Origin of the sequence: Sphingomonas sp. NPDC092440 (assembly GCF_044754985.1) — a bacterium.
Taxonomy (GTDB): domain Bacteria; phylum Pseudomonadota; class Alphaproteobacteria; order Sphingomonadales; family Sphingomonadaceae; genus Sphingomonas.
In genome coordinates this window covers 53,928-80,665 of sequence record NZ_JBIVQA010000017.1, presented here as the reverse complement: position 1 = coordinate 80,665, position 26,738 = coordinate 53,928, and the positions used below count along the sequence as shown (strand labels likewise).

Annotated in this window: 21 protein-coding genes; 16 read left to right on the top strand and 5 right to left on the bottom strand. The window is 61.9% G+C overall.

Features of this window, described 5'->3' with window-relative positions; translation table 11 throughout:
- The first annotated feature begins 528 nt into the window (after positions 1-528).
- From ACIQCS_RS21585 to ACIQCS_RS21565, 5 genes are all read left to right on the top strand, one after another.
- Positions 529-2,907 carry a heavy metal translocating P-type ATPase gene (locus ACIQCS_RS21585; RefSeq protein ID WP_401531767.1) on the top strand — a complete coding sequence of 793 codons (2,379 nt, stop codon included), beginning with the start codon at positions 529-531 and terminating at the stop codon, positions 2,905-2,907.
- A complete protein-coding gene (locus ACIQCS_RS21580) occupies positions 2,904-4,049 on the top strand; it encodes a transposase (RefSeq protein WP_401531765.1) in 1,146 nt (381 codons plus the stop codon). The genes ACIQCS_RS21585 and ACIQCS_RS21580 overlap by 4 nt, the downstream gene beginning before the upstream one ends.
- Before the next feature lie 156 nt (positions 4,050-4,205).
- Entirely contained in the window at positions 4,206-5,699 is a 1,494-nt protein-coding gene (locus ACIQCS_RS21575; protein WP_401531764.1) for a hypothetical protein, read from the top strand.
- A 77-nt stretch (positions 5,700-5,776) separates the two neighbouring features.
- Positions 5,777-7,876 carry a TonB-dependent siderophore receptor gene (locus ACIQCS_RS21570; protein ID WP_401531763.1) on the top strand — a complete coding sequence of 700 codons (2,100 nt, stop codon included), beginning with the start codon at positions 5,777-5,779 and terminating at the stop codon, positions 7,874-7,876.
- Between the two features lie 35 nt (positions 7,877-7,911).
- Positions 7,912-8,964, top strand: coding sequence for a PepSY-associated TM helix domain-containing protein (locus tag ACIQCS_RS21565; protein WP_401531761.1), 1,053 nt, complete (start codon positions 7,912-7,914; stop codon positions 8,962-8,964).
- Between the two features lie 464 nt (positions 8,965-9,428).
- On the opposite strand, the gene ACIQCS_RS21560 is transcribed toward ACIQCS_RS21565, so the two are convergent.
- From ACIQCS_RS21560 to ACIQCS_RS21550, 3 genes are all read right to left on the bottom strand, one after another.
- Positions 9,429-12,296 (bottom strand): TonB-dependent receptor domain-containing protein, encoded by a 2,868-nt coding sequence (locus ACIQCS_RS21560; RefSeq protein WP_401531759.1) that lies wholly within the window; start codon positions 12,294-12,296, stop codon positions 9,429-9,431.
- A 519-nt stretch (positions 12,297-12,815) separates the two neighbouring features.
- A complete protein-coding gene (locus tag ACIQCS_RS21555; RefSeq protein ID WP_401531757.1) occupies positions 12,816-13,121 on the bottom strand; it encodes a hypothetical protein in 306 nt (101 codons plus the stop codon).
- 112 nt (positions 13,122-13,233) lie between these two features.
- Positions 13,234-13,488, bottom strand: coding sequence for a hypothetical protein (locus ACIQCS_RS21550; RefSeq protein WP_401531755.1), 255 nt, complete (start codon positions 13,486-13,488; stop codon positions 13,234-13,236).
- A 290-nt stretch (positions 13,489-13,778) separates the two neighbouring features.
- On the opposite strand from ACIQCS_RS21550, the gene ACIQCS_RS21545 reads away from it, so the two are divergent.
- Positions 13,779-14,057, top strand: coding sequence for a DUF6429 family protein (locus ACIQCS_RS21545; protein ID WP_401531753.1), 279 nt, complete (start codon positions 13,779-13,781; stop codon positions 14,055-14,057).
- Here the strand turns inward: ACIQCS_RS21545 and ACIQCS_RS21540 are convergent.
- Positions 14,036-14,398, bottom strand: a complete 363-nt coding sequence (locus tag ACIQCS_RS21540; protein WP_401531752.1) for a hypothetical protein — start codon at positions 14,396-14,398, stop codon at positions 14,036-14,038. The genes ACIQCS_RS21545 and ACIQCS_RS21540 overlap by 22 nt on opposite strands.
- A gap of 782 nt (positions 14,399-15,180) precedes the next feature.
- Between ACIQCS_RS21540 and ACIQCS_RS21535 the strand changes: the two genes are divergently transcribed.
- The 10 genes from ACIQCS_RS21535 (at position 15,181) to ACIQCS_RS21490 (ending at position 24,165) form a co-directional block, all read left to right on the top strand.
- A complete protein-coding gene (locus ACIQCS_RS21535) occupies positions 15,181-15,333 on the top strand; it encodes a hypothetical protein (RefSeq protein ID WP_401531750.1) in 153 nt (50 codons plus the stop codon).
- 182 nt (positions 15,334-15,515) lie between these two features.
- Positions 15,516-15,938, top strand: coding sequence for a hypothetical protein (locus tag ACIQCS_RS21530; protein ID WP_401531748.1), 423 nt, complete (start codon positions 15,516-15,518; stop codon positions 15,936-15,938).
- Between the two features lie 257 nt (positions 15,939-16,195).
- Positions 16,196-17,002, top strand: coding sequence for a phytanoyl-CoA dioxygenase family protein (locus ACIQCS_RS21525; protein WP_401531746.1), 807 nt, complete (start codon positions 16,196-16,198; stop codon positions 17,000-17,002).
- Positions 17,003-17,281: 279 nt separating this feature from the next.
- Positions 17,282-19,828 carry a TonB-dependent receptor gene (locus tag ACIQCS_RS21520; RefSeq protein WP_401531744.1) on the top strand — a complete coding sequence of 849 codons (2,547 nt, stop codon included), beginning with the start codon at positions 17,282-17,284 and terminating at the stop codon, positions 19,826-19,828.
- Positions 19,829-20,283: 455 nt separating this feature from the next.
- A complete protein-coding gene (gene pqqA, locus ACIQCS_RS21515; RefSeq protein ID WP_401531792.1) occupies positions 20,284-20,367 on the top strand; it encodes a pyrroloquinoline quinone precursor peptide PqqA in 84 nt (27 codons plus the stop codon).
- Positions 20,368-20,373: 6 nt separating this feature from the next.
- Complete coding sequence (gene pqqB, locus ACIQCS_RS21510; protein WP_401531742.1) at positions 20,374-21,276, top strand: pyrroloquinoline quinone biosynthesis protein PqqB; 903 nt, start codon at positions 20,374-20,376, stop codon at positions 21,274-21,276.
- On the top strand, positions 21,273-22,022 hold the full coding sequence (gene pqqC, locus ACIQCS_RS21505) for a pyrroloquinoline-quinone synthase PqqC (RefSeq protein ID WP_401531740.1): 750 nt from the start codon (positions 21,273-21,275) through the stop codon (positions 22,020-22,022). The genes pqqB and pqqC overlap by 4 nt, the downstream gene beginning before the upstream one ends.
- Positions 21,985-22,284, top strand: a complete 300-nt coding sequence (gene pqqD / locus ACIQCS_RS21500; protein WP_401531738.1) for a pyrroloquinoline quinone biosynthesis peptide chaperone PqqD — start codon at positions 21,985-21,987, stop codon at positions 22,282-22,284. Before pqqC ends, pqqD begins: the two co-directional genes overlap by 38 nt.
- Before the next feature lie 23 nt (positions 22,285-22,307).
- Positions 22,308-23,360: a pyrroloquinoline quinone biosynthesis protein PqqE gene (gene pqqE / locus ACIQCS_RS21495; RefSeq protein WP_401531736.1), complete on the top strand. Its 1,053-nt coding sequence runs from the start codon at positions 22,308-22,310 to the stop codon at positions 23,358-23,360.
- A gap of 52 nt (positions 23,361-23,412) precedes the next feature.
- Complete coding sequence (locus tag ACIQCS_RS21490) at positions 23,413-24,165, top strand: creatininase family protein (protein ID WP_401531734.1); 753 nt, start codon at positions 23,413-23,415, stop codon at positions 24,163-24,165.
- Positions 24,166-24,618: 453 nt separating this feature from the next.
- Here the strand turns inward: ACIQCS_RS21490 and ACIQCS_RS21485 are convergent, their stop codons facing one another.
- Positions 24,619-26,694 carry a TonB-dependent receptor gene (locus tag ACIQCS_RS21485; protein ID WP_401531732.1) on the bottom strand — a complete coding sequence of 692 codons (2,076 nt, stop codon included), beginning with the start codon at positions 26,692-26,694 and terminating at the stop codon, positions 24,619-24,621.
- Positions 26,695-26,738: the final 44 nt, after the last annotated feature.

Here is a 26,738-nt window from a genome sequence, read left to right as displayed (position 1 = left end):
CACGGCTATGGCGGACACGGCTATGGCGGACACGGCTATGGCGGACACGGCTATGGCGGACACGGCTATGGCGGACACGGCTATGGCGGACACGGCTATGATGGTCACGGCTATGGCGGTCATGGATCTGGAGACGGACACGGCGGCGAGCACGAATAGCGCGTGAGAAAAAGCCAACCAGCCCTCCAGGTTCCGGTCGGCTGATCTGAGGGGTCCTATTGCGGGAGCGGACAGGCGACAAATGAAGTTGCCCCAGACCGTGTCGTGGAAGGGCGGTCGTGAGGTGCCGCGATAGAACACAGCATCGTAGCAGCGCGTCAAAGCTGCCCGGCCAAAGGCGAGAGCGAGATCCTCCGCCGCCCGCAAAATGCGATCTGCCGACCTCGGTTATGTCCTTTCGCTAAGCGATTTTGCACTCGACATGAGGGGTTGCGCGTGCGGATGCGTAATCCCTCATGATGGGCGTCCGGCGATTGCTGGCCCTGACGCAAGGTCAGACCCCATCGCGACCCGCATTGGAGGATCGACATGGCCGGACACGCGCATCTTCCCGAGGCAACGCCAGGATCAGGCAGTTGCTGCTCTGCGAACCGCGCTAATTCGGGTTCAGATGGCTCGATTATTGAGGCCATTGATCCGGTTTGCGGGATGACGGTCGATCCGACGACAACGCCGCATCAAGTCGAGCAGGACGGCGTGCGAAATTTCTTTTGCAGCGACCGGTGCCGAATACGCTTCGCCGCCGATCCGCAGGCCTATTTGGGTGCGGACCCGCGAGCGGCGGCGGTCGTGCCGCAGGGGGCGGTTTGGACCTGCCCCATGCACCCCGAGATTCGCCGCAATGGACCAGGAACTTGCCTGATCTGCGGCATGACGCTCGAGCCCGAAGATCCCAGCATCGATGCCGGACCCAATCCCGAGCTCGTCGACTTCACCCGGCGCACCTCGATCTCAGCTGCGCTTGTCGTCCCGCTGCTCGCGGTGTCGATGGGCACCGAGCTGACCGGCATCCATTTGGTCCCGCCATCCCTTTCGCCCTGGGTCCAGTTAGTGCTCGCCGCGCCGATCGTCCTCTGGTGCGGTTGGCCGTTCTTTGAACGGGGCTGGACCTCGTTGGTCACCCGCCATCTGAACATGTTCACGCTGATCGCGATCGGGGTGGGCGCGGCATTTGCGTACAGCGTCGTCGCGACGGTCGGACCAGGGCTGTTTCCGCCAACCTTCCGCATGCGCGGGATGGTGCCTGTTTATTATGAGGCGGCGGGCGTCGTCGTAACGCTCGTCCTGCTCGGCCAGGTGCTCGAACTGCGTGCGCGGGCAGCGACCGGCCGGGCCATTCGCGCGCTACTCGATCTCGCGCCAAAGACCGCTCGGCGCATCGCCGACGATGGCAGCGAAACCGAAATCGCTCTCGCGGGGGTGAAGGTAGGGGACTATTTGCAGGTGAGGCCTGGCGAGGCAATTCCCGTTGATGGCGACGTCGTCAGCGGCCGCTCCTCGGTCGACGAGTCCATGCTCACGGGAGAGCCGGCTCCGGTCCTTAAGAAAGCCGGCGCGACTGTGACCGGAGGGACGGTCAACGGCACCGGGTCGATTGTCATTCTGGCGCGCGCCGTCGGCTCCGATACGGTGCTGGCGCGGATCGTCAAGATGGTCGCCGAGGCCCAGCGGAGCCGCGCGCCGATCCAGGCGGTAGCGGACCGTGTGTCGGGTTGGTTCGTGCCGCTGGTCGTGGCAATTGCCGCAGCCACATTCCTGGTCTGGAATCTGGTCGGGCCCGAGCCGCGGTTCGCGCATGCGCTGCTCAACGCTATCGCTGTTCTGATCATCGCCTGCCCATGTGCATTGGGGCTCGCCACGCCAATGTCGATCATGGTCGGCACCGGCCGCGGGGCTCACGCCGGCGTGCTCATCAAGAATGCCGAGGCGCTACAGGCGATGGAAGCGGTCGATACGCTGGTAATCGATAAGACGGGCACGCTCACCGCCGGACGACCCCAGGTGACGGCGGTCGAGGTCGCCAACGGTTTCACACGGGAGGAGGTTCTAGGCGCAGCGGCGGCGGTCGAAGCGCGCTCCGAACACCCGCTCGCCCGTGCCGTGTTGAGTAGCGCCGAGGTGAAGGGTGTCAGGGTTCCGGAGGTGGAAGCCTTTGAGTCGCAGACCGGGGCGGGGGTTACCGGCGTGGTAGAGGGACGACGCATTGCGGTCGGGAATGCGGCTCAGTTGCAAAGCGTTGGCGCTGATCCGGCGGCGCTCGGCGCAGCAGCCGAGCGGCATCGCGGGATGGGCGCGGGTGTGATGTTCGTTGCGATTGAAGGGCGGTTTGCAGGGCTCATCGCGGTTGCCGATCCACTTCGCCCCTCCGCCCGTGATGCGATCGCGGCGCTGCGGTCGGAAGGCCTCAGGATCGTGATGCTTACCGGCGACGCCGAGGGAACGGCGCAAGCTGTAGCCGAGGCGATCGGCGGGATCGACGAGATTCATGCTGGCCTAAGGCCCGAGGATAAGGCCCGCATCGTCGTCGAACTCAAGGCGCGAGGGGCCCGCGTGGCAATGGCCGGCGACGGAATCAACGACGCACCCGCGCTCGCTGCAGCGGACGTGGGCGTCGCGATGGGTACTGGTACCGATGTGGCGATCGAAAGCGCGGGAATGACGCTCACCAAGGGCGACTTGGCGGCGATGGTGCGCGCGCGTCGGCTCGCGCACGCGACGATGCGGAACGTTCGTCAGAACCTGTTCTTTTCATTCCTGTTCAACGGCATTGGCGTGCCGATAGCCGCCGGTGTGCTCTATCCAGTCGCGGGCATTCTTCTGTCCCCCATGCTCGCGGGCGCGGCGATGGCGTTGTCGAGCTTTACCGTCGTCAGCAATGCACTGCGACTTAATTCGGTAAAGCTGTGATCCTCGTTCAGATGCTGGGCAGAACAATCGCCCTGGCACATGCAATTCAGTTTGAAATCAACAGACTATTTTCAAAATTGTCTCCAATCCGCGATATGCCGATGCGCCCCGCGCAATCGCCGTTCCATGTGCCGCCTTTGGGGTCAATCGGCGTCGGGCTGAGCTATGACTCAATATGTGGAACGGCCCGGTTAGCAAGGTGTTCGCTGCGCAGGACGGTCCAAAGGTGTGGCCGTCCGCGCTTCGCCGTGACTCATATCGTTGGGGTCGATGACCACGCGTGGCGGCGTAAAAACCATCGCTACGGCACCATCATCTGCGATCTCGAGCGGCGGCGACCAATCCGGCTGCTTCCTGATCGTGAGCCTGTTCCCGGCTACGCCTGGCGCGTGCGGCAACCCCAGATCGCCCCCGTTGTGCGTGATCGTAGCGGCGCTTGCGCGCTGGCGGCCGCCAGGGCTTTATCGTACGTCACCCAGGTCGCGGATCGCTGGCATCTGAACGAGGATGCCAGTCGCGCCGCCCTCGATACAGTATGCGCGTCGATGCGTCCTATCCGGGCGGCGATCGATGCGACCATCGTCGAACCCGTTATCCTGAGCGCTGTGGAACGACTCCAGTACGAGGGCTATTTACGGCGTGAGGAAACCAGCACAGCCATCCTCAAACGGGCCAAGAGCGGGCTTGCGATCAGGGAGATCGAACGTCGAACTGGCCATGGCAGAGGTGATGTCCGCGCCATGATCCGCGGCCAGCGTTTCGAGGCGTCCCGCACGCGAGATAGCTCGCTCGAGCCTTGGCTGGGGCGGGCAGGATCAAGCCCCCTCGCTTTCTTCGCTCACGGTGTACGGAAGGACCTCGCCGCCATTCGCGCCGTTATCGTATCGTCCTGGTCGAACGGGCAAACCGGTGGGCAGATCACAACGCTCCAGCTGCGATCGCGCAAAACTCGATCTGCTCGAAGCCAGACAGATTGGAGCGACATCCCAAGCAACCCCAAATATGCGTCAGAGCCCATTTTTGTAAACCGATCCACAACCGTGAATTTGGCGGGAAGGTCGCGAGTGCCGGAAACGCGAACGGGCACGACGCTATTGGACGCGCGAGCGTCGGGAGCGCGAATACCGCGGACACCACGATGATGACAATTGGTTGCCGTCGATGGCGTTTCGGCGAGGTGGATGGCGCGGTGAAACGCTCCCGGGATGGTGACCGACGACGCCGAAGCGGCGCTCCTGCGATGGCCGCAAAGGAAATGAGTTGGATGACGCCTGCGCGCGCGCTGATTGGATGCCCCGATGACTAGCGCGGGTACGGACATATCCACGGCGCGCGGTCGATCGGCGCGATCGGGCGCATTTGCTGTCTTCGTACTGCTGCTCCTCGTCGCCATTTTGATTCGCGCGCGCGATTTTGGTAATCCGGCCATCCATGTCGATGAGGAATATTATTTGCTCGTCGGCGACAGGATGCTGCACGGCGTGCTGCCCTATATCGGCATATGGGACCGCAAGCCGGTCGGGCTTTTTCTGATCTTCGCCGCGATCCGGTTGATACCGGGGGACGGGATCCTCACCTATCAACTCGTCGCGACCCTATTTGCCGCAGCTACCGCCTGGATGATCGCGCGCGCCGGCCGGAAGCTGGGTGCAAGCGGGGGCGGGGCGATCGCGGCCGCGATCGGGTATATTCTCTGGCTCTCCCTGCTGAGCGGGCGAGGCGGTCAGTCGCCGGTTTTCTACAATTTGTTCATCGCTGCCGGAGGATTGTTGACGCTGCGGTTGCCGCTGCTGGCAGCGCAAGGTGGCCGGCGCGCGATTGTGCTCAATGGTGCGGGCGCCTGTCTGCTTGCCGGATTGGCGATCCAGACCAAATACACGCCGGTTGTCGAGGGCGCCTTTTTTGGCCTCGCGCACCTTTGCTATCTGCGGCGCGCGAGAGCGTCGTGGCTCGCGATGGGCGGTGCTGCGACCTTGTGGGCGGGGTTGGGTTTGGCGCCGACCGGGCTGGCCGTTGCTTATTACTATTGGCGCGGTCCTGTTGAGTTCCAGGCATTCTGGTTTTCCAATTTCGTGTCGATCGGTCTACGTAGGGGATACCCCGCCGCGAAGATTGCAGCGCGCCTGGCGGGGACTATGACGCAGCTTGCGCCGTTCGCGGTATGTGCAGTTCTTTGCTGGCGCGAACGTCCACGCAATGCCCCAACACTCCTTGTCTTTGGCTGGCTGGCGGCTGCGCTGGTCGCCTTCGTGATGATCGGCGCATTCTTCGATCATTATGCTCTGCCGCTGATGGTGCCGCTGACGATAATCGCGGCGCCCGTTGTAGGGCGGTACCGTGCTGCGCTCCTCGCGACGATGGGATGGGGGGCGGCGCTGTTGGTGTTCCATCTCACCAGTGAACCCGATGACGGGGCCTCGGCCCGCGCGATCGCGCAGCTGATCAAGGCCAATAGCAGGGGCGAATGTCCCTATGTCTTCGCCGGAGATTCGATCCTTTATTACCTTGCCGAGGCGTGCCTCCCGACTGCTTATGCCTTTCCCTCCACGCTCGCCTATGACGCGGAACGCGGGGCGACGGGGATCGACGAAACGGCCGAAGTGCGCCGGATCATGGCCAGGCGGCCGCCGGTGGTGGTGACGATGGATCACCCGCTCGCGCCATGGAACCTCGCCACACACGCCGTCGTGGCGCTCACGCTGGAACGAGACTATCGCCTGATTATGGCGGCGCCACGCGGACCCGATCGTCTGCTCGTTTATCTGCGGCGCGGTTTCCGCCGGGCGCGATAAGCCTGGAAAGCTTATTTGCAAATGAGTTGCAATACCGTATGGGCGCCACCGTACATTAACCGGGGGTGATCGTTCCAATGCGCGTTGTGGTCCGTATCGATCGATATCGTCCTTCGGATTCGATCCTGTTGGGCGCCGCCCTCGCGGTGCTGTCCACCGTTCCCGCGCAGGCGCAGAGCCGGAATGCGCACGGCGGTGATGAGGATATCGTCGTGACCGCGGATCGTCAGGGCAGCTTCGGTGCCGACTTCGTTCAGGCCGGCACGTTCCGCGACGCGCGACTGCTCGATACGCCGCTGACTGTCGCGGTCATGACAAAGGAATTGCTCGAGGCGCAGCAGGCACGATCGATCATCGACGCGGTGCGCAATACGCCAGGGGTAACCCAGGCGCAGATCAACACGAGCATCTACAGCAACCTCGCCATCCGCGGCATCACACTCAACAATTTCGCCAACGTGCGGTGGAACGGCGTCCTGCCGGTGATCAATCTCGTCGAGCAGCCGATCGAAAGCAAGGACCGGATCGAGGTGCTGAAGGGCGCGGCAGGGCTCTATTACGGCTTCGCCACCCCATCCGGCATCGTCAACCTGGTGACCGAAAGGCCGGCGGCCGTACCGGTCACGCGGTTCGGCATGACCGGCGACAGCAACGGGTCGATCGGCGCGGATATCGATATCAGCCGCGGGTTCGGCAAGGCTGGCGTGCGGGTCAATGCGGGTAGTTCGCTGGTCGATACCGGCGTCAGATTGACCAGCGGCGAACGGCATTTCGTGACTGGCGCATTCGACTGGCGGCCGCTCGCCGGCCTCGAGTTGCTGCTCGACGCCGAATATATCTACAAGACGATCACCGAGCCGACCGAATTCAGCCTGAGCGCGGCCAATGGCGTCATCACCCTTCCACCATTGCAACCGCCGTCGACCAATCTCGGCGGCAAATGGATGCAGGCACGGGGATGGGAAACGAACCTCCTTGCACGCGTCAATTATGCCTTCGCGCCGGGCTGGCGATTGTCGACGGCGATAGGCCAGTCCTTCCTCAGCCGCGATCGGGCCTATTCCTCGTTCGGCGGCTATAATCTTGCCACGGGCAACGGCATTGTCTCGGTCGCGCAAACGCGGGGCAATGATTATAAGAACATCATCTATCGTGCGGATGTGTCCGGCACCTTCCGCACCGGCCCAGTCGAGCATAGCCTTCTCGTTGGCGCCGCCTATCTGACCCGCGACAGCAATGTACCGACATCCGTGCGTCGCAGCTTCGCGCAGAACCTCTACAATCCCGTGCCGATCCCCCAGCAGATGCCCGCGCCGCGCATCATCCCCAATCCGGCGCGCACCGAGGATCTGGGCATCTATATCTTCGATCGCGCTTCGCTCGGCGACTGGCTGCAGGCGACGGTAGGCTATCGCAAGACCGACTATCGCGATGTCAGCCGCACCAGCCGGTACAACATCAAGCCCGATACCTTCTCCTACGGCCTGATGGTGAAGCCGTCGGCATGGGCGAGCCTCTACGCCAATTATATCGAAGGGTTGGAACCGGGGCCGATCGCCCAGCAGATCGCCAACAATGCCGGTGAAATCCTGCCCGCCGCGATCAGCAAGCAATATGAAGCGGGGGTCAAGATCGAGCCATTGCGGGGCCTGTTGCTGACCGGCGCCTATTTCCACATCAAGCGTCCTTCCGCCTATCTCAACAGCGCCAATTTCTTCGTGCAGGACGGCGAGGCGGCTTATCAGGGCGCGGAGTTCAGCGCGGTCGGCGAATTGATACCCAACCTGTCGATCTCGGGCAGCGCGATGGTGCTCGACGCCAAGCAGCAATCGGGTGCGGCGAACGTCATCGGCAAACAGATCGAGAATGTCGCGAAATTTTCCGGTTCGCTATTCATCGAATATCGGGTTCCGCAGATCTCAGGGCTGCGTGTGTCCGCCGGCGTGTTCCATGTCGGCCGCCGCGCCGTCAATGCGCTGAACCAGGGTTTCGTGCCGGGCTATGAAACGTTCGACGCGGGCGCCAGCTACGGCTTCGATCTGCTCGGCAAACAGGCGATGGTGCGGGTCTATGGCCAGAACATCGCCGGCAAGCGCTACTGGGCGTCCACCGGATCCAGCCTGCTCGCGCAAGGGTTGCCGATGTCGGTCAAGTTCGCCTTCTCGATCCAGTTGTAATGATGAGCGCGCGGCGGGTTCCGACGGGGCGGCTGATGTGGGTGGTGGATCACCTGCATCGCTGGATTGGCGGCGTGATCGGGATTCTGCTGGCGCTGCTGGGCGTGTCGGGCGCGCTGCTGGTCAATGCCGACAGTTTGTTCGCACCGGCTGGCCGCGCCGCCGGCCGTGCGGTTTCGCTGCCAGGCATTGTGGTCGAAGCGGCGCAAAATACGACCGCCCGCCTGGACTATATCATCTTCGCGTCGCCGGATTTTCCCTTTCATCGCGTCGTCTATCACGACGGGTCGGGCCGCTATCTCGATGCCGCCGGCATCACCGTCGGCCGGTGGCAGAACCAATGGGGGCGCCCGGAAATCTGGCTGTTCGATTTCCATCGCCATCTGTTCATCGGCAAGACCGGCGAAGCCATCGTCGGGATCGCCGCGCTGCTGGGGATCGGTTTTGTCGTCACGGGGACGATCCTCTGGTGGCGTCGTCGGCGAATGTTCACCCCGAAATTATGGCCGTCGCGGATGAGTCGCCCGGCCATCGTCTGGCATCATCGTGACCTTGGCATCATTGTCGCCCCGCTGCTGCTGTTGTCATTCGTAACCGGTGCGGCGATGGCGCTGAAGCCGGTAGGCCTGATGCTGGTCAGCCCCTGGTCGACCGCGAGCGAGATTGCGGCCGCGACGGCGCAGCCTGCCGTCCGGTTCGCCGATCCCCGCGAGCAACCGGACTGGCCGGCAATATTCGCTGCCGCGCGGCATCGGTTCCCCGCAACCGAGATACGGCTGCTTGGTTTTCCTGCTCAAGCGGGCGATCCGATCCTGTTGCGTATGCGCCAATCCGAAGAATGGTTGCCTAATGGTCATACCTTTCTCTGGTTCGCGCCGGGTGGCGCACATTTGATCGAGGCTAGGGATGCTCACACCCTTCCGAAAGGGGTGGCGATCCTCGATCTGGCCTATCCGCTTCACGCAGCCAAAGCGGGAGGAGTTTTCCACCGACTGATCATGACAATCGGGGGGATCGCGCTTGCGCTGCTCGGCTCGTTCTCGGTCTGGAGCTTCTGGCTCATGCCCGGTGCCAAATCTGACCGATAAGCTTTACATATTCGTGATGACCGACCGTTGGAAGCCGCGTCTATCAGTTCTTCGAGCATTACTTTACGGTTGAGAAGGGCTTCTCGCAGGCCTCGATTCGAAGCTAACGTGACGGCATCCGGTTGTTTCTTCTCTTCCTCGCCCGTGAACCCGCATCATATTGGTATTCATCAATTTGAGTCGGTGAATTTCTTGCGCATCGGGTTCAAAAACGACCTGTGAGGGCAGGGTCGATAGATGGCGTGCCAGATTTTCATCCCGAAACTGAACGTTGGTGTAAGTCCAGAGTCGGGGGCCGGGATCCTGCCAGAACTATGATCCTTTGACAAAGCGTGCGGCCGTGCGCTCGACGCCGGTGAGAACGACCCTGCGCCTCCCTGGCTGGCAAGTCGAGCATGACCCCTGATTGAAATGGCGGGCCGTGCCGCGTACGACCCGCCTGGTGTGAACCAATTCGGTTTCGGTTACATCCGGTAGGAAAGCCGGAGATAGCCGAACTGACCCGGGACGTCATAGGTCGTCGGGTCGTAATTGTTGAGGCTGCAGCTGAAGCAGCCCGGCGGGTTGACGTTGAACAGATTGTTGACACCGAGCGTGAGCGCGAAGCGGCTGTCCATGAACGTCGGGCGGAATTGCAGCTGCAGGTCCGTATAGAAGCGGCTGCCCAGCCGTGTGCCGTTCTGAATCTCGGTCACCGCACCGATATAGCGCCCGGTGACCGATGCCGAGACCGGACCGAGCGACCAGTCGAACACCCCGGTTCCCTTGAAGTGCGGATAGGCCTGATCGGGGCTGCCGCGCTCGGTGCCGAGATAGTTGGTCGTCGTGGTTCCCATGGTGGCGGGGACGCTTTCCGCATATTTCAACAGCACATTGCCGTAGAGGCTGAGGCCGAAGGTGCCCGCGCCCGTCTCGGCGCTGCGCAAGGTGAGCGTCGCATCAATGCCACGGGTGCGGATCGTGCCGGTATTGAGCAGCACGCCGTTGATCGCGGAGATGAAGCCGTTTGGCGTACGCTGGACAGCGGCGCAGCTCAGCGCGTCGCCCAATTGCGCGCAGCGGTTGAGCAGCACATTGGCGTCGATCGAGGCGATCGCGCCCTTGAGCTGGATATCGTAATAATTGACCTCGAGGCTCACCGCACGCATCGCGCCGTGCCGCGCCCAGTCGGGGCTATAAACCCCGCCGAACAGGATCGTGCGCGCGGTTTCGGGCTTCAGACTGGCGTTGCCACCGGTCAGCACCGGCAGTTGCCCGCCCTGCGGCTCGGCATAGCTGCCATTGGCGGGAACGCCGTTGGCGGTGCAATTGGTGCGCACCGTCGCCGACGTCTGGTAGAGCGAACCCGCGACATTGGTGCACGGATCCGACAATGGCACGTCGAAACGTGAGCGCGCGCCATAGAGCTCGCCGATGCTCGGCGCCCGGAGGCTTTGGGCGTAGGAACCGCGCAGCAGCAGGTCGGCGACCGGCTTCCACTGCGCGCCGCCGGTTAGCGTGGTATTGCCGCCGAACGAGGAATAGTTCGAATAGCGCGCCGCGCCGTTGAGCTCGAGCAGCTGGAAGCCTGGTACATCCTTGAGCAAGGGTGCGCGGAGCTCGCCATAGACTTCGTCGACGGTGAACCGGCCGCTCGCCGCCTGTGCGGGAATGTCGGCGCCAAGCCCGGCCTGAATGATCGGATCGGGGGTGAAGCTGCCATATTGGGCACGATGCTCGTAGCCGAGCGCGACCCCCAGCGGGCCGCCGGGCAGGTCGAACAATGCGCCTGAAAGGTTGACTTCATAATCATTGAGCCGCTGGCGGCTGCGATCGCGCTCGTCAAACCCGACGAAGGCGAGCATCGCCGGGGTCACCGAGCCGATCCCGCCAAAGATATTGAACGGCACGCATGGTCCGGTGCACTGGGAGACAGGCCCCAATGCCTGCGCCAGCTTAGCAGCGTTGATATTGCCGGTGAATAATTGATGCGCGTCGTTGAGCCCGAGGACCGCGTTGGCATCCCAATACCAGGTATGCCCGAACAGCCTGAACTTGCCGTCGAGCGTGCCGGTGACGCTGAACGTATCGACATCCTGCGTATAGGTGCGCTGCCCCGCCTCGACCAGCCGGCGGGCGATGAAGCTATAGGTCGCGGGCTGACCGTTGGTGCCCGAATTGAGCATGCCGAACGGGTTATAGGGGTTGGTCGCGTCGATCGAGATCGTGTCGAGCAGATTGCCGTTGCCCGCATCAGGCCCGACGAACAGCGGCAGGAACGCCGCTTGGTTCTGTGAACGACGGTGATTGTAGACCAGCTTCACCCTCAGGTTTAGCGCGTCGCTGAACTCGGCGCGCGCATTGAGGAAACCGCCATAGCGCTCGCTCGGCGTCTCAAAATAATTGTACGGCGCGAAGTTGAAGCGATCTGCCGAGGTGAAGTTCTTATAATCGCCCCCGACCAGGGTCGGATCGTACACCGGTTTGCGGCCCACCACCGGACCGCGCAGCGTCAGATCCTTCCCGTCGACGTCGAACCGGCCGAGCGGGGTCGCGCCGCTGCATCCGCCGATCGGGTCCGAGCAGCTCGTCTGCCCGGGATTGGGATATTGCGAAATCGAGCGATTGCGCGCGCTTACCGAGCCTTGCTTGATGTAATTGACGCCGGCGACGATGCTGACCCCGTCTTTTCCGGTGCCGTAGCTCATCTGGTAATTCTGGGTCTTGCCGTCGCCCTGGCGGAACGAGCCGATCTGCGCTGATGCCTTGAACCCGTCCTGCCGGGACTTGGTGATGATATTGACCACGCCCGCGATCGCATCCGAGCCGTAGAGTGGCGAGGCGCCCGACTGCAGCACCTCGATCCGCTCGATCATCCCGTCCGGGATCGAATTGAGGTCGACCGAATTGGGAATGCCGCTCGCCGCCGCGCCGCTGACATAGCGCAGACCGTCGACCAGCACGAGTGTACGTTTGGCGCCGAGGTAGCGCAGATCGATCGTCGACGACCCCGCGGCGACGCCGCCGCCATCGGGCGGGTTGCCGAGATTGCCGCTGTTGTTGAACCGGGTGTTGAGGCCGCCCGACGAACTCGGCAGGCGCTGTAGCACGTCGGCGATCGAGGAAAGCCCGGTCTTCGCAATCGCCTCGCTATCGACGCTGACGACGGGCGACGCCTGATCGAGCGGATCGCGGCGGATGCGCGAGCCGGTGACGACGACTTCGGCGCTTGGCGTGACAGTATCGGGCGCAGAGGCTCCCGTCGACTGCGCCGCGGCGGGCGTCGAGGTTGCAGCAATCGAAACCGCCACAACTGCGACCCCGGCAAGCCAGTTGGATCTGGATTCCCTCATGAATGTTCCCCTTTTTGTACAAACCGGGCGGTGCATTGCCGCAACGGTCTTCGTTATTTGACCTAGTCTATCCCACGCAGGTCATCGGGCAAGCGGGGTCGATTCGAATTGTCTATGACTATGGCAAAATTGCTGCACTTGGGATCTGAATGTCGTTTGCGGCTCGTTTCTACTTGGTTAGTGCTGGATTGGCCGGAGATCGCACGGTTGCTCGGGGAGATGCTGCGCGATCGACGGTCACAGGCGGTGCTGACGAAACCAGTGTTCTTAAGCAGCGTCGGCAGCCGCTGGCGAGCTTTGGCCTGTACAAGCCAGTCCAACACGACCGCGACGATATTCATTCCGGCATCTAGCGACGCCCCGTCTCGCCACTTGTTCGGAGGTATATGGCAGCGGCCATCTCCTTGCGTCGGGTGTTAACGTGAACGTCATCTGGGAATGGTTGGACCATATTTGTCTCGAGACCACGAACCGGGACGCCAAGATCAACATCAGGATGAAGCAGGAAGCGCTCGAAGCCTACAGGGAGCCTTTCCCCGGTGAAATCGACCGCGGTCTCGTCGTCCGGCAACGGCCGGCGAATGATGCGGGAAACAGGCTGCGTCGGGATAGTGGCGATCGGACGCTGGCCTGGTGAACCCGGCGAGCGGCAATCGTGCCGCGCGCTTCGGCAAGACAGAGTTTCACGCTTGTGATGTCGGCACCGACCCCGGGCGCCATCTCCGCCGGATCGATATTGTCGAAGGCGTACGGGTCGAACAGGACGCGCGGAAGCGTGGGAAGCGCCCACATCTTTTCCACGCGAACGCGGTCATAGAAGAACATGACCATGTCCCACACCGCAGGGAGCGGGCGATGGCCTGGACGCGACGGCGCTGAACCGCTTGCCGCATATTTCAGAAACCAGGCCGCGCAACCGTTCGGTGCAGGCAATCGCTCACGCCAGTTCTTCCGACGTGATGCGATAGCGGTGGCCATAGCGCACCTCGACATACGCACGGCGGATGCAACCGAATACGCCACACTCGAACGGGGTTCCACGCGACCGTGCCGGCATAAGCCGCGCGCCGAGTCCCTCGGCTACCTCGCGCAACTGATCCAACGCCTGGGTGCGCAGGCCGCGGAGCGTGAGCGACCATGACACACATCGATAGAGATGCCCGCACGTATGATCGAGCATCAGCGCTGCCATGGCGGCGTTGCCCCGTGCGCGGCGGTTGCGGCCGGACCGGGATCCGCCGTCGCGGCGCTGTCCTTTGCGCATTCCACCGGCAGTCTATCAGGAAACAATTGTGAAACAAAGGTGTTACCGGCCCAGCAGCAAACGACCCGGGCCGGCATCACGCCGAAAGGAAACCGGTGGCGGGCGCAATCACCGGGCAGTTCGGGAGGACGCTCGTGCTTGTTCGTGCAATAGTCGGCCTCTGGTCACGCGCGACTTGCCGTCAGATGTGATAGGAAATTGCGGGAAGGAGTTCGCATATGCTTCCACCGGAGATCGACACCGACCGGATCGATGAAGCGGTGCTGGCCCTGATGTTCCTGACGCTGCACAAGGAGCGCGCGTCTGATCCGCTCTGGAGAGCGTGGAAAGCCTTTGACTGGGACACGATGGGGCGCCTGTACGACAAGGATTGCATCTTCAACCCCGTCGGAAAGGCAAAATCTGTTACGCTGACCGCGGAAGGGGAGCGTCGTTGTAGGCAGGCCTATTACCGCCTGTTCACGAAGGAGGACAATCAGACCGTGCCGGGAAGTTGAGCCCGTCGGTTCTGTGCTTTTGCCTCCCACCAATCGAGCCGAGCCACCATCTCGTATTCCGAAAGTGGCGGAAACGGTTCGCCGAGCTGTTCAAGCGCCTGTTCGACATGAGCCGCAGCGACACCTTCACCATTTTGATCCAGTAGCGCGACCGCCATTCGAAGGAGGTCTTTTGCTACCCGATTTCCATGCGGGTTGCTTAAACCCTGGGTTTCGCCCAGTATCGCAAGTGCCTGCCGGAAGTAGGGTTGGGCGCGATAGTCCCTGGCTTTGGTGAGCAACTCAATGCTCCGCTTAGCGAGGCGGATGGTATTCGATATAAGCTGTTCGGGATTTTCCACGCGCTTTACCTTCCCGGAATTGGTCGCTATGCAATCGTCTTTGTGGTCAACATTTGGTGCCAACGTCGGCGGTGAGTGGTTGGCCGGGTAAACTGCCGATCCCTTGGTTAAGCCAATTTCGCTGACCTAAATGTGATATTCTCAAACTGAGTTAGCTGATGCAATGACATAGTGAATCTGGGTGCGTGAGTTCCATTTTTCAACATTATTGAAGCATTATTCGATACGATCGTCAGCGTATATATGAAGAAGTCAATGCGATATCGAACTTCCTGGTAATATATGGCGTGTGTTGGTCCTTGAATTTGCTTCATGGCGATCGGCGAAATGTCTTCAGAAAAGAGTGTTCGGATGAGCGACTCGGCCTGACGTCCTCCCTCTTTGTCATGAATTTATCCTGTTTGGTTGATTTTTAGTAAAAGTTGCCTGATCACGAAACCCGGTCACATAGGCGCGCCCCTATGGATTTGGAGATCGATTCGCAAGTCGTTCTCTTCGCCGCATGTTATGACCTTGGTAGCTTTTGGGAGCGTTGGACCTCGTGCATCGCATTCTGGTCGAGCTCCTTCCATCACTCATTGCGGTTGCGAAGCTATCGGCTACCCGTTAGCCGATACACGCCCAACGGCTGGATTCATCACAGCTGCGCTGGCTGTGTTTCGGCCTGCAAAATCGGCTCTGACTCATATTTGATGCAATGGACGGATAGGGTTCGGCTGCCAGCTGAGCCTTTCTTGATGCGGGTTCGCTTCTCGATGCGCGAAATCTGTAGGGCGATCGGCATGACCACCGTTAATCCGGACCTGCTCACAGCTGCCGAGCGGTTGCATTATGAGGGTTATCTTTGTCGGCAGGAAGACAACGGGACTATTCTAAAACAGGCGCAATCGGGCGCCACCATCAAGGAGATCGTTCGCCGGACCGGGCGCAGTTGAGGTTATGTGCGGGCGGTACTGCGCGGCCAGCGGGCCGATGTATTCCGTACACGGGAGAACTCACTTGACGGCTGGTTATCCTGGCTTGACGCCCGATGGGCCGGTGGCCAGCGCAACAGCGCCGAGCTTTGGCGGCAAATGCGGCAGTAGGGGTTCGGCGTTTCGCTTCGGGCGGTCACGGAATGGGCAACGCGGAAGCGGCGGGCGGAAAAAGCGGAGGGATTGTATCAGGTTCCTTCCGCCCGAACCATCGCGCGACCGATGACGGCAGAGTGCGACGCTCTATCGCGCGCCAAAACGATCACCGTCGCGGCTATCGAGGAGTTCATTCCCCAGCTCGTCGAGGCGCGCGACATCGCGCCTTCCATGTCATGCTACGCAAGAAGGCGGTCTTCTCGCTGGACGCCTGGCTCGAAAAAGTTCGTCAGAGTCTGGTGAACGCCTTCGCCTGCGGCATGATCAGGGACATTGACGCCGTTCGCGCCCCGATCGCACCGAACCGGTCCGAAGGCAAGATCACCAAACTCAAACTCGTCAAGCGCCAGATGTACGCCCGTGCCAAGCTCGATCTTCTCGAGGCAAGGCTCATCGCGGCCGCAACGTGAACTCCGTCATCAAAATCGCGTCAGCCCATGTTCGACGCCGATCGGGGGTAAGATCGCACGCCGGTTGACACCATAAACGATGACACTGAGTCGCAGCGGGGACATCGGCACCCAAAATCCTCATACCGGTTGCATACATATTCGAGCCGGCCGAGCGTCAGATATAGTTTGAAGCTAAGAGTGGATTAGATACTTATTATTTGAAACGATGATCGCGTGCGCCTTTGATGGCCTCTCCAAATCGAGAGGACCGGCCAATGCCCCACTCGCTCGTCAGCCCTGCCCAGATCGAGGTCTTTCAGCGGGACGGGGTCGTACTCATTCGCGGGCTGTTCGCCGATTATGTCGAGAGCTTGCGCGCCGGCGTCGCGCGCAACATGGCCGAACCGGGCGAATATGCCTCCGAAAACCTCAAGCCCGGCGAGTCCGGCCGCTTTTTCGACGATTATTGCAACTGGAAACGCATCGCCGAGTTCGAGACGGTCATCCGCCAGTCCCCCGCAGCCGAGGTCGCAGCGGACCTGATGAGATCGAACACGGCGCAGCTTTTCCACGATCATGTGCTAGTCAAGGAGCCGGGGACGTCGAAGCCGACGCCCTGGCATCAGGACGGACCCTATTATTTCGTCGAGGGCGCTCAGACGGTCAGCTTCTGGTCGCCGCTCGACCCGGTGCGCGAAGCATCGCTGCGTTGCGTCGCTGGGTCGCACCGCTGGCCCAAGCCGGTGGTGCCGACGCGCTGGCTCTCCGAGGAGAATTTCTACGCCGATGCGGACGCCTATATACAGGTGCCTGATCCCGATGCGGAGGGCATGGACATTCGCGAATGGGAGATGGCGCCGGGCGATGCGGTTGCTTTCAACTACATGACGCTCCACGGCGCGCGCGGCAATGATACTACGATGCGACGACGAGCATTCTCGCTGCGCTTCGTCGGGGACGATGCGCGCTATGTCGAGCGGCCGGGCCGCACCTCGCCTCCTTATCCCGGACACGGCATTTCGGCAGGCGAGAAGCTGCGCGAAGACTGGTTCCCGACGATTTTTCGTCGCGGGCAGTCGTGACCAAAGGCCGATTGTCGACAAGCGGAAGTGAGCTGGGTTCGGGGGAAATAATCTAAGAATATAATTGTGCAACTAAATTTATTCAACGAGTCGGCGGCGCCAAAAACTATTAAGTATCTACATTCTCGGCAAGCGTTTGATCGTAAAATATTATCGAGATATTTCAATCTGGCGATCGGTTCGGTTTGTGCAATTTGCGCGCCGAGGCGATCCGCTGCGGCCATGCTGCATCATCGTCCTGTTGCCTAACAATAACGCAATTTCCTGGGAGGGAGCGCAATGACACGTTTCGAACGCCGCGTTCTGATTTCGCTTTTTGCGTCGGTCGCGTTTGCCGGTCCGGTCTTTGCGCAGACCGCGCCAGCCGAGGGCGGTGCCCCGGCGCGCGCACCCGTCAGCGACGCGATGAGCGACATCATCGTCACCGCGCAGAAGCGCGACGAGAATATCCAGACGGTGCCGATCTCGATGCAGGCGCTGTCGACGCGCAAGCTCGATCAGCTCAACATCTCGAATTTCAACGAATATACCCAGCTTCTCCCCTCGGTTGCGTTCCAGACGCTGCAGCCGGGCCTGACGACCGTCTATATGCGCGGCGTCGCCTCGGGCGGCGACGGCAACCACTCGGGCTCGCTGCCCTCGGTTGGCAGCTATCTCGACGAACAGCCGGTGACGACGATTGGCGGCACGCTCGACATCCATATCTATGACGTGGCGCGGATCGAGAGCCTGTCAGGCCCGCAGGGCACGCTCTACGGTGCATCGAGCGAGGCGGGCACGATCCGCATCATCACCAACAAGCCCGATACCGCGGGTTTCTACGGCCGGGTCGACGGCGAAATCAACACCGTCAACAAGGGCGGCGTCGGCGGCAAGCTTGAGGGGATGATCAACGCGCCGCTCTCCGATCGCGCGGCGCTGCGCGTGGTCGGCTTCTATCAACGCGACGCCGGTTACATCGATAACGTCGCGGGCACGCGCACCTTCTGCGGCACGCAGATCAAGGACAATAACGGCAATATCATCAACTGTCTCAAGGACGGGATCAGCGTCAATAACAAGGCTTTGGTGAAGAAGGATTATAACGACACCGAAACTTGGGGCGGCCGCGCCGCGCTGAAGGTCGATCTCGATGACAATTGGACCGTGACACCGACCGTGCTCTATCAGGAGCAGCGCAGCCACGGCATCTATGGCTTCGATCCGTCGGTTGGCGATCTTCAGGTCCAGCGCTTCTACCCCGAATATCGTCGCGATCGCTTCATCCAGGGCGCGCTGACGATCGAGGGCAAGGTCGGTAACTGGGATCTGACCTATGCCGGTGCCTATCTTGATCGCCGTGATTACCAGCTGACTGACAATACCGATTATGCTGAGGCCTATGACAGCCTCTACCAGTCGCAGGGTGGCCTCGCCGGCTATTTCTATTATCGCGATGCGGCGGGCAACACGCTCGATCCGCGCTATCTGGGAATCGGTACCAATCATTTCAAGAAAATGAGCCAGGAAATCCGCGTCACCTCGCCGAGCACCGAACGGTTTCGCATCGTCGCTGGCGCTTTCTATCAGCGCCAGTCGAACCTGATCCACCAGGATTACCAGATCGCCGGGCTCGCGCCCGATCTATCGGTCAACGGCATGCCAAACAGCTTGTGGCTGACCCAGCAATATCGCCTCGACAAAGATTATGCGATGTTCGGCGAGGCGAGCTTCGACGTTGCGCCGAAGCTGACTCTCACCGCGGGCGCGCGAGCCTTCATCTACGACAATTCACTGGTCGGTTTCTTCGGCTTTGGTCGCAACCCGGCGGCGGATGCCAGCGGCATTCCCTATACCGCGCGACCGTATAATGGCGGTGGCAGTTCGGGGACGGGCGTTGCCGGTTGCTTCCTCACCAACGGGCGGACGCTCAAGGAAATGGTCGATGCGGGGCAGAATCCGGTGCCGTTCGCACCTGCCGCAGTCGCCGGCAGCCCCTGTACCAACCTCGCAATATTCTCCGGCACCGGAGTGGTGCCGCGGCGGACGCAAGGGCAGGGCGTCACCTACAAGTTAAACGCGACCTGGAAACCGAGTGATCAACTGATGCTCTACGCCACGTGGTCCCGCGGTTTTCGCCCGGGCGGGATCAATCGCCGTGGCGATGTGCGCGATTACGCCGCGGACTTCCTGACCAATTATGAGATCGGCTGGAAGACGACCTTGCTCAACGGCATGCTGCGTTTCAACGGCGCCGCCTATCAGCAGAATTGGAATACTTTTCAATTTTCCTTCATCGGTTCCAACAGCCTGACGATCATCCAGAACGGACCGAACGCGCGCATTCGCGGGGTGGAAATGGATGCCAACCTCATTGCCGGTCCGCTGACACTGACTGCGGCGGGCGCCTATACCGATGCCCGGCTGACCAACGATCTGTGCCGGGCGGTGGCGTGCAGCGGTAATCCGCTCGATCTGCTCGCGCCGAGCGGCACGCGGCTGCCGATCACGCCGCAGTTCAAGATCAACGGCACCGCGCGCTACACCGTGCCGCTCGGTTCGGCGAAGGGCTATGTGCAGGCGGTGGTGGCGCATCAAAGCTCCGCTTCGTCCGATCTGCGCGTCGACAAAGCCGCGGCGTTGGGACGGTTGCAGGCCTATACCACCGGCAATCTCGCGCTCGGCGCCGAATTCACCAACTACAATGTCGAGATTTTCGTCCAGAATCTGTGGGACGAACGCGGCCAGATCTCGCGCTATCAGGACTGCGGGATATGCGACACCCGACTGTATATCGTGCCGATCATGCCGCGCACGATCGGCATCCGCGCCGGCGCGAAATTCTGATCGCAGGGGGAACCCGACGCGGGGCGCCATTTTCCGATTCAATATATCAGGACCATTTGATTGATCCCGATTTTTGAAAAGCGAAGCGCCCCGACCCCGCGGCAGAACCCCGCCAGCCCTCCTGTGAAGCGGGCGGAGAGGACAGGTGTGATGAGTGATGGGTGGCTTCCGGCGGCAGGGAGACGATGGCCCGGCTGGTGCGCGAAAATGGCGACATAACAGCGCGGGATCGGCAAACCGTCCCCGATATCTTTGGCGCCGGGGCGGGCGTTCACCCATTCCGATTGAGAGGGGGGGCCAGCCACGACGACCGCGATGTGCGGTTTGGGATTGCTTGTGTTGTTGGTCCAAAGGACCATTGCCTGAAATGCCGGCACCGCTTAAAGCCCGTTCGCCAAACAAAAAACGTCCGTAGCGCGTAAAGGCCGTGCTGCAGACGCAAAAAGGAGAGATGAATGACCTGGAAGACCCCCAAGATCGTCGAAATCGCGTTGGGATGCGAGATCAATTGCTACGCCAGCGCTGAACTTAAGGCCTGATTTTTCGTGCAAGCCGTCGTCCTGGGGGCGGCGGCGGGCGGCGGCTTTCCGCAATGGAACTCCAACGCGGCGCCCTGTCGCCGAGCCCGCGCGCATGATCCTGCGGCAATACCCCGCACGCAGGCTGGTCTTGCCGTCAGTGAAGACGGCGAGCGCTGGTTCCTGCTGAATGCGTCGCCTGATCTGCGTCAGCAGATCGGGCAGACACCATGCCTGCATCCGCGCAACGGTCTGCGATCCTCTCCCATTGCGGGCGTAGTGCTAACCGGCGGCGATGTGGATGTGATCGCGGGGCTGCTGACACTGCGCGAGCGCCAGCCCTTCACGCTGCTGGCCACGGATTGGATTCATGGCGTGCTCGACGCTAACCCAATCTTCGAGGTGCTGGCGCGCGATCTCGTTTCGCGACAGGTCGTCCTGCTTGACCAGGCGGTTGTGCTTGACGGCGAACTGACCGTCGAGTTGTTCGCCGTTCCTGGCAAGGTGCCGCTCTATCTTGAGGATGGCAGCGATGCGCCGGCGATTGAGGTGAATGAGATGACCGTCGCCGCGAGAGTTTCGGATGGGCGGCGCAGCCTATTTTTCATCCCCGGTTGCGCGGCGATGACACCTGCTCTCGCTGAACGGTTGCGGGGCGCTGATCTCGTCTTTTTCGACGGTACGCTGTGGCGGGACGACGAGATGGTTCTGGCGCGGCTCGGACCGAAGACGGGCCGCCGCATGGGGCATATGAGTGTCGGCGGCCCTGATGGAACGATGGCGGCATTTCGCGACCTTGATGTGAAGCGAAAGATCTTCATCCATATGAACAATTCGAACCCGATCCTGCTCGACGATGCGCCCGAACGCGCCGAGGCGGAGGCCGCCGGCTGGGAAATCGCCTTTGACGGTATGGAAATCGCGCTGTGACCGCGCGGCCGCTCTTGCCCGATGCGCTGGAGGCCGAACTCCGCCAGATCGGGGCGACGCGTTACCACAATCTCCATCCGTTCCATCGACTGCTACACGATGGAAAGTTGAATCGAAGTCAGGTGCAAGCCTGGGCGCTAAATCGCTATTATTATCAGAGCCAGATACCCGCCAAGGACGCGACATTGCTCGCGCGCCTACCAACCGTTGAGCTGCGCCGCGAATGGCGTCGTCGGCTGGTGGACCATGACGGTGAGGGCTCGGCTCCGGGCGGCGTGACGCGCTGGCTCAAGCTTGCGGAGGGTGTCGGCCTCGATCCCGCGCTTGTCGAAAGTACCAGCGCGATCCTGCCGGCCACCCGCTTCGCGGTGGACGCCTATGTCCATTTCGTTCGCGACCGCTCGGTGCTCGAAGCCGTGGCCTCGTCCCTGACCGAGATGTTCTCGCCCACTATCATCGCGGAGCGGGTGTCGGGTATGCTCGCCAATTATGCCTGGATCACCCCGGAAACGCTGGCCTATTTTACGCCGCGCCTCACGCAAGCGCCGCAGGACAGCGAATTCGCGCTCGACTATGTCAGAACGCATGCCGACACGGTGGAGCGGCAGCAGCAGGTGTTGGCGGCGCTGCGCTTCAAATGCGACGTGCTGTGGTCGCAGCTCGACGCATTGTATTTCGCCTATGTGGCCCCTGGGCTGATTCCGCCCGGTGGCTTCGTTCCTGACGGTGAATATCGTGACCGGTGAGGATGCTGTCCCGCGCTTCGGCGCCGGCGTGAAGTTCCGGTTCGACGAAGTGCGCGGCGCATGGGTATTGCTCGCGCCCGAAAGACTATTCCAGCCCGACGAGATCGCTGTCGACATCCTGCAGTTGGTCGATGGCGTCCGCACCATTGCTGTGATCGCGGATACGCTTGCCGCGCGGTTCGAGGCGTCGCGTGATCTGGTCCTGACCGATGTCTCGGATTTGCTGAAGGATCTGGCGGGCAAGGGCGTCATAGGATTGTGAACCTAGCGGTCCCCGAGCCGCCGATGGCGCTCCTCGCCGAGCTGACCCACCGCTGTCCGCTCAAATGCCCCTATTGTTCCAACCCGCTGGAACTGGAACGCGCCAGCGCGGAGATCGCGACCGGGGATTGGTTACGCGTCCTCGATGAAGCGGCTGCGCTTGGCGTCCTCCAGATCCATTTCTCCGGCGGCGAGCCGATGGTGCGGCGTGACCTGCCAGCGATGGTACGCCACGCCGCCCGACTGGGGCTCTATACCAACATCATCACCTCGGGCGTGCTGCTGAGCGACGAAGCGATGATGGCGCTGCTCGATGCCGGGGTCGATCATATCCAGCTCAGCTTTCAGGATTCCGATCCCGCCAATGCCGAACGGATTGGCGGCTATCGGGGCGGCCATGAAAAGAAGCTGGCGGCGGCGGCCCGGATCAAGGCCGCGGGCCTGCCGCTGACCACCAACTTCGTGATCCACAGCCGCAATGTCGATCGTGTCGGCGAGATGATCGCGATGGCTGAGGCGCTGGGCTCGGCGCGCGTCGAAATCGCCCATACCCAATATTATGGCTGGGGTCTCCTTAACCGTGCGGCGTTGCTGCCGAGGCGTAAACAGCTCGACCGCGCGACCGAAGTCGTCGAAGCCGCGCGGCTGCGCCTGAAAGGCGTCATGATCATCGATTATGTCGTGCCGGACTATTTTGCCGCGCGTCCCAAGGCCTGCATGGGGGGATGGGGCAACCGGTTTCTCAACATCATGCCATCGGGCAAGGTACTTCCCTGCCATGCTGCGGAAACCATAATCGATATCGCTTTTCCATCGATTCGTGACCATTCGCTCGCCGACATCTGGGCAAGCTCGGATGCCTTCAACCGGTTTCGCGGTACAGACTGGATGCCCGATCCCTGCCGGAGCTGCGACCGGCGCGAGATCGATTGGGGCGGATGCCGTTGTCAGGCTCTCGCGCTTGCGGGCAATGCCGCTGCCACCGATCCCGCCTGCGCAAAATCGCCGGATCATTTTCTGATGGCGCAGGCCGTCGAGGAATCGCGGCCGGGCGCGGCGCTTGTCGCCCGGGGATGACTACGCGCGCCTGGCGGTAAAGACCTGACACATCCCACAATCGAGGATTTTCATGCTGCTGCATTTGTCGACATGGTCCGAGATCGAAGCCTTTCTTGAGTGGTCACGGACCATCGTCATTCCGATCGGATCCAACGAACAGCACGGACCCACGGGCCTGCTCGGCACCGACTGGCTCTGTCCCGAAATCATCGCGCACGAGGCGCAGAAAACCGCCAATGTTCTGGTCGGACCAACGTTCAACATCGGCATGGCCCAGCATCATCTGGGGTTTCCCGGCACGATCTCGCTACGCCCTTCGACGTTCATGGCCGCGATCGGCGATTGGGTTCGTTCGCTTGCCGGTCATGGCTTCGAGCGCATCTATTTCCTCAACGGCCACGGCGGCAATATCGCGACGATCGAGTCGGCGTTCTCCGAACTCTATGCCGAAGCAAGCTTTGCCGGTCGACCACGCGGCTTCGCGCTCAAGTTGAAGAACTGGTGGGATTTACCCGGCGTATCGGAAATGACGCAGCGCCAGTTCCCGGTCGGACATGGTAGCCATGCCACCCCGTCCGAGATCGCGATCACACAATGGGCCTATCCGGATGCGATCAAGCATGCCAACTACGCGCCTCAAATCGCGCCGACCGGCCCCATTCGTGAGGCTATTGATTTCCGCAAGCGCTTCCCGGACGGGCGGATGGGATCCGACCCGGGTTTGGCCACGCCCGACAAGGGCGGAGAACTGGTGGCACTCGCGACCGCAGCGCTGATCGCCGACCTCACGGCATTTGCGGCTGATCCGGTGTTCTCCGGCTAGGCCTCGACCAACCGCGATATTTCATCTGACGAAATGAGCTGGTGATTCCTTGCCTGGTGCGGTCGCGGGGAGGGTGCTCGAGTGGCTGAAGAGCGCGCAAAAAGAAAAAGAGGGAATGGATGCGGGCTCGCGATGATGTGGGAACCGAGGGAGTTCCCGCGATGAAAATCGATCTGCGCCGTATCAACCACAATACAAAATTGATGGAAGAGTCATGGCCATGGGCCTAAAATGTCCAGCCTGGCGCTGCCTGTGTCACTAACCTTGAAATGCCCCCTCACTGGTGGAACGCTCAACCTACTGTGCGTCCCGTAAAGCTTGCTACATCGCAATAGCGGATCTTGCTGACGGTCTGATAAACGAGCCTGGTCAGAAGGCGATTGCGGCCGGCTGGATAGCGGCGTGTTGCCGCACGAGCTTGGCACAGACGACGCGATCTGAATAAAGGCGGATCTAAAATCCCGCCCGCAGCGTCAGCCGGGCGTTGATCGGCGCTCCAGTCGAAATGTTGTTGTTGTCGTACGCGTCCGAGAAATATCGCGTGTTCGCCACATTCTCGACGTTGAGTTGGACCTGGGTATGGCCTGACACGCGGTAGAATAACGCCGCATCGACCCGGGTATAGGCCGGGAGCAGCGTGGTGGTGGGTTCGGTGCGGATCGCGGCCCACTGGGTCGACTGGTGGACCATGCCGGCGCCTAGTCCGAAGCGAGGGGTTGCCTGCCAGCGCGCCCAGACCGAGGCGCGAGCGCGCGGCGTTTGCGCGAGACGGACTGCTTCGTTGCCACGCAGACGGGCGTCGAGCCAGGTGTAACTCGCGCTGACGTTCAGTGTTGGAAGCAACTGCCCGGTCACCTCTGTCTCAACTCCCTCCGTACGGGTCCCGCCGACGTTTAGCAGCAGGAGCGGATTGTTCGGAGCGGGCGTGGTCGCGTTGGTGCGATCAAGGCGGAAGGCGGCCACCGACGCGATCAGCGCGGGAGTGGGCTGCCACTTCGCGCCGACTTCGTAATTTTGGTAGGATTCGGGGGCGAGGTTGCGCTCGTCGGCAATCAAACCCTCGACGAACTGGTCGCCCGAGCGTGGCTGGAACGAGCGTGCATATGATCCGTAAAAACTGATCCTATTTGTCGGCTTGAGCACGATGCCCAGGCGCGGCGACAGCTTGCTGTCGGTGCGCGCGAACGGGCGGGCCGGGGAGGCGGTGAGATCGCGCCCGCTGAACGCGAACCGATCCCAGCGCACCCCCGCGATCACGTCGAGCCAGCGCGCGGGGCTGATCTGATCCTGCGCATAAAGCGAAAAGAAGTTGACCTGAGTACGCAAGTCGAACGCGACTTCGTCGAGCGCTACCGCCAAGGGGGTTGGTGCCAACACCGACACCGAGCCAGGCGTGACGGTCCCATCCACCTCGCGGCCAGCGCTCCTCTGCGAGCCATATTCCGCGCCGACCAGCAGCGTGTGCGACGCGCCGAATAGGCGTCCCTTGGCAACGATGTTCGACTGGCCGATCCAATTTCGACGGAGCGTCGCATTCGCATAAGCCGCGAGCGCGACCGTGCCGGCGGGGGAAGTCGCCGGGGCGTCCGGGTACACGTTGGCGTAGGATTTATCATATGCCGCGTAGCGCGCGGTGCTTGACCAGGTGATGCCGGGCGCTAGCTCGCCGTCGAGCCGGGCTGTCGCGATGTCGGCGGTAACGCGGGCGGAATTAAACCCGGGCAGGCCGAAGAAAGTACCGCGCCCGCCCGGAAGCGGCCTGTTTGCACCGTCCGGAACCCCGATCGAGGGCACGCCACGATCGGCTACGCGCGCGTCCTCGACATGCTCGTAGGCGAGCCCCACCCGCCAGGCTGGGCCGATTTGGGCCAGCAGTTGCGGGTTTACCGCCCAACGGTCACCGCCGAAATAGGCGCGATGATTTTGGAGACGCTCGTAGAACGCATCGACCCGCGCTGCCGCCGTGCGGCCGAGCGGCAAGTTGAGCCCCATGCCTACGTCGGCACCACCAAAACTGCTCACCCCCGCCTGGACCGCTCCCTGTGTCAGCCCGAGTTCGGGACGGACGGTCACACGGTTGATGACCCCGCCACCGCCGCCACGGCCAAACAACAGCGCATTGGCACCTTTGAGCACCTCGACCCGGGAGAGGTTGTAGAGCGGGCGGAAATATTCGACGTCGTCGCGGACGCCGTCGAGAAAAAAGCTCGCGGTCGTCACCTGTCCGCGGATCGCAATCTGGTCTGTATTGCCCTCGCCCTGGCCGATGGTGACGCCAGGCACGTAGCGCAGCACATCGGCAAGGCTGCGTAACGCGCCGTCGGCTATGCGCTCGGCGGTGACCACGCTCACCGCCTGAGGGGTGTCTTTGAGTCGAGTATCTGTCTTAAGCGCGGCGGCGGCGTCAACCTGGTAGAGTCCGTCCCGTTGGCCGGTCACGACGACCAGATCCTGCTCGCCTTTGTCGGTGGCGAGCGCGGTTAGCGGCAGCGCGCCCACAAAGACAAGCAGGAGACGGGGATGGAGCAACGGATGGACCTTTCAAGCTAGGCCAGTGACAGGCACTGCGCGGC

Excerpts from the sequence above, each read along its gene's own strand:
- ACIQCS_RS21565 (WP_401531761.1), top strand. The coding sequence starts at position 7,912 with ATGTGGGTGGTGGATCACCTGCATCGCTGGATTGGCGGCGTGATCGGG.
- ACIQCS_RS21530 (WP_401531748.1), top strand. The coding sequence starts at position 15,516 with ATGGGCAACGCGGAAGCGGCGGGCGGAAAAAGCGGAGGGATTGTATCA.
- ACIQCS_RS21550 (WP_401531755.1), bottom strand. The coding sequence starts at position 13,488 with ATGGCAGCGCTGATGCTCGATCATACGTGCGGGCATCTCTATCGATGT.
- ACIQCS_RS21555 (WP_401531757.1), bottom strand. The coding sequence starts at position 13,121 with ATGTTCTTCTATGACCGCGTTCGCGTGGAAAAGATGTGGGCGCTTCCC.
- ACIQCS_RS21490 (WP_401531734.1), top strand. The coding sequence starts at position 23,413 with ATGCTGCTGCATTTGTCGACATGGTCCGAGATCGAAGCCTTTCTTGAG.
- ACIQCS_RS21525 (WP_401531746.1), top strand. The coding sequence starts at position 16,196 with ATGCCCCACTCGCTCGTCAGCCCTGCCCAGATCGAGGTCTTTCAGCGG.
- ACIQCS_RS21535 (WP_401531750.1), top strand. The coding sequence starts at position 15,181 with ATGACCACCGTTAATCCGGACCTGCTCACAGCTGCCGAGCGGTTGCAT.
- ACIQCS_RS21545 (WP_401531753.1), top strand. The coding sequence starts at position 13,779 with ATGCTTCCACCGGAGATCGACACCGACCGGATCGATGAAGCGGTGCTG.
- ACIQCS_RS21575 (WP_401531764.1), top strand. The coding sequence starts at position 4,206 with ATGACTAGCGCGGGTACGGACATATCCACGGCGCGCGGTCGATCGGCG.
- pqqA (WP_401531792.1), top strand. The coding sequence starts at position 20,284 with ATGACCTGGAAGACCCCCAAGATCGTCGAAATCGCGTTGGGATGCGAG.
- pqqE (WP_401531736.1), top strand. The coding sequence starts at position 22,308 with ATGGCGCTCCTCGCCGAGCTGACCCACCGCTGTCCGCTCAAATGCCCC.
- ACIQCS_RS21560 (WP_401531759.1), bottom strand. The coding sequence starts at position 12,296 with ATGAGGGAATCCAGATCCAACTGGCTTGCCGGGGTCGCAGTTGTGGCG.
- ACIQCS_RS21570 (WP_401531763.1), top strand. The coding sequence starts at position 5,777 with ATGCGCGTTGTGGTCCGTATCGATCGATATCGTCCTTCGGATTCGATC.
- ACIQCS_RS21585 (WP_401531767.1), top strand. The coding sequence starts at position 529 with ATGGCCGGACACGCGCATCTTCCCGAGGCAACGCCAGGATCAGGCAGT.
- ACIQCS_RS21520 (WP_401531744.1), top strand. The coding sequence starts at position 17,282 with ATGACACGTTTCGAACGCCGCGTTCTGATTTCGCTTTTTGCGTCGGTC.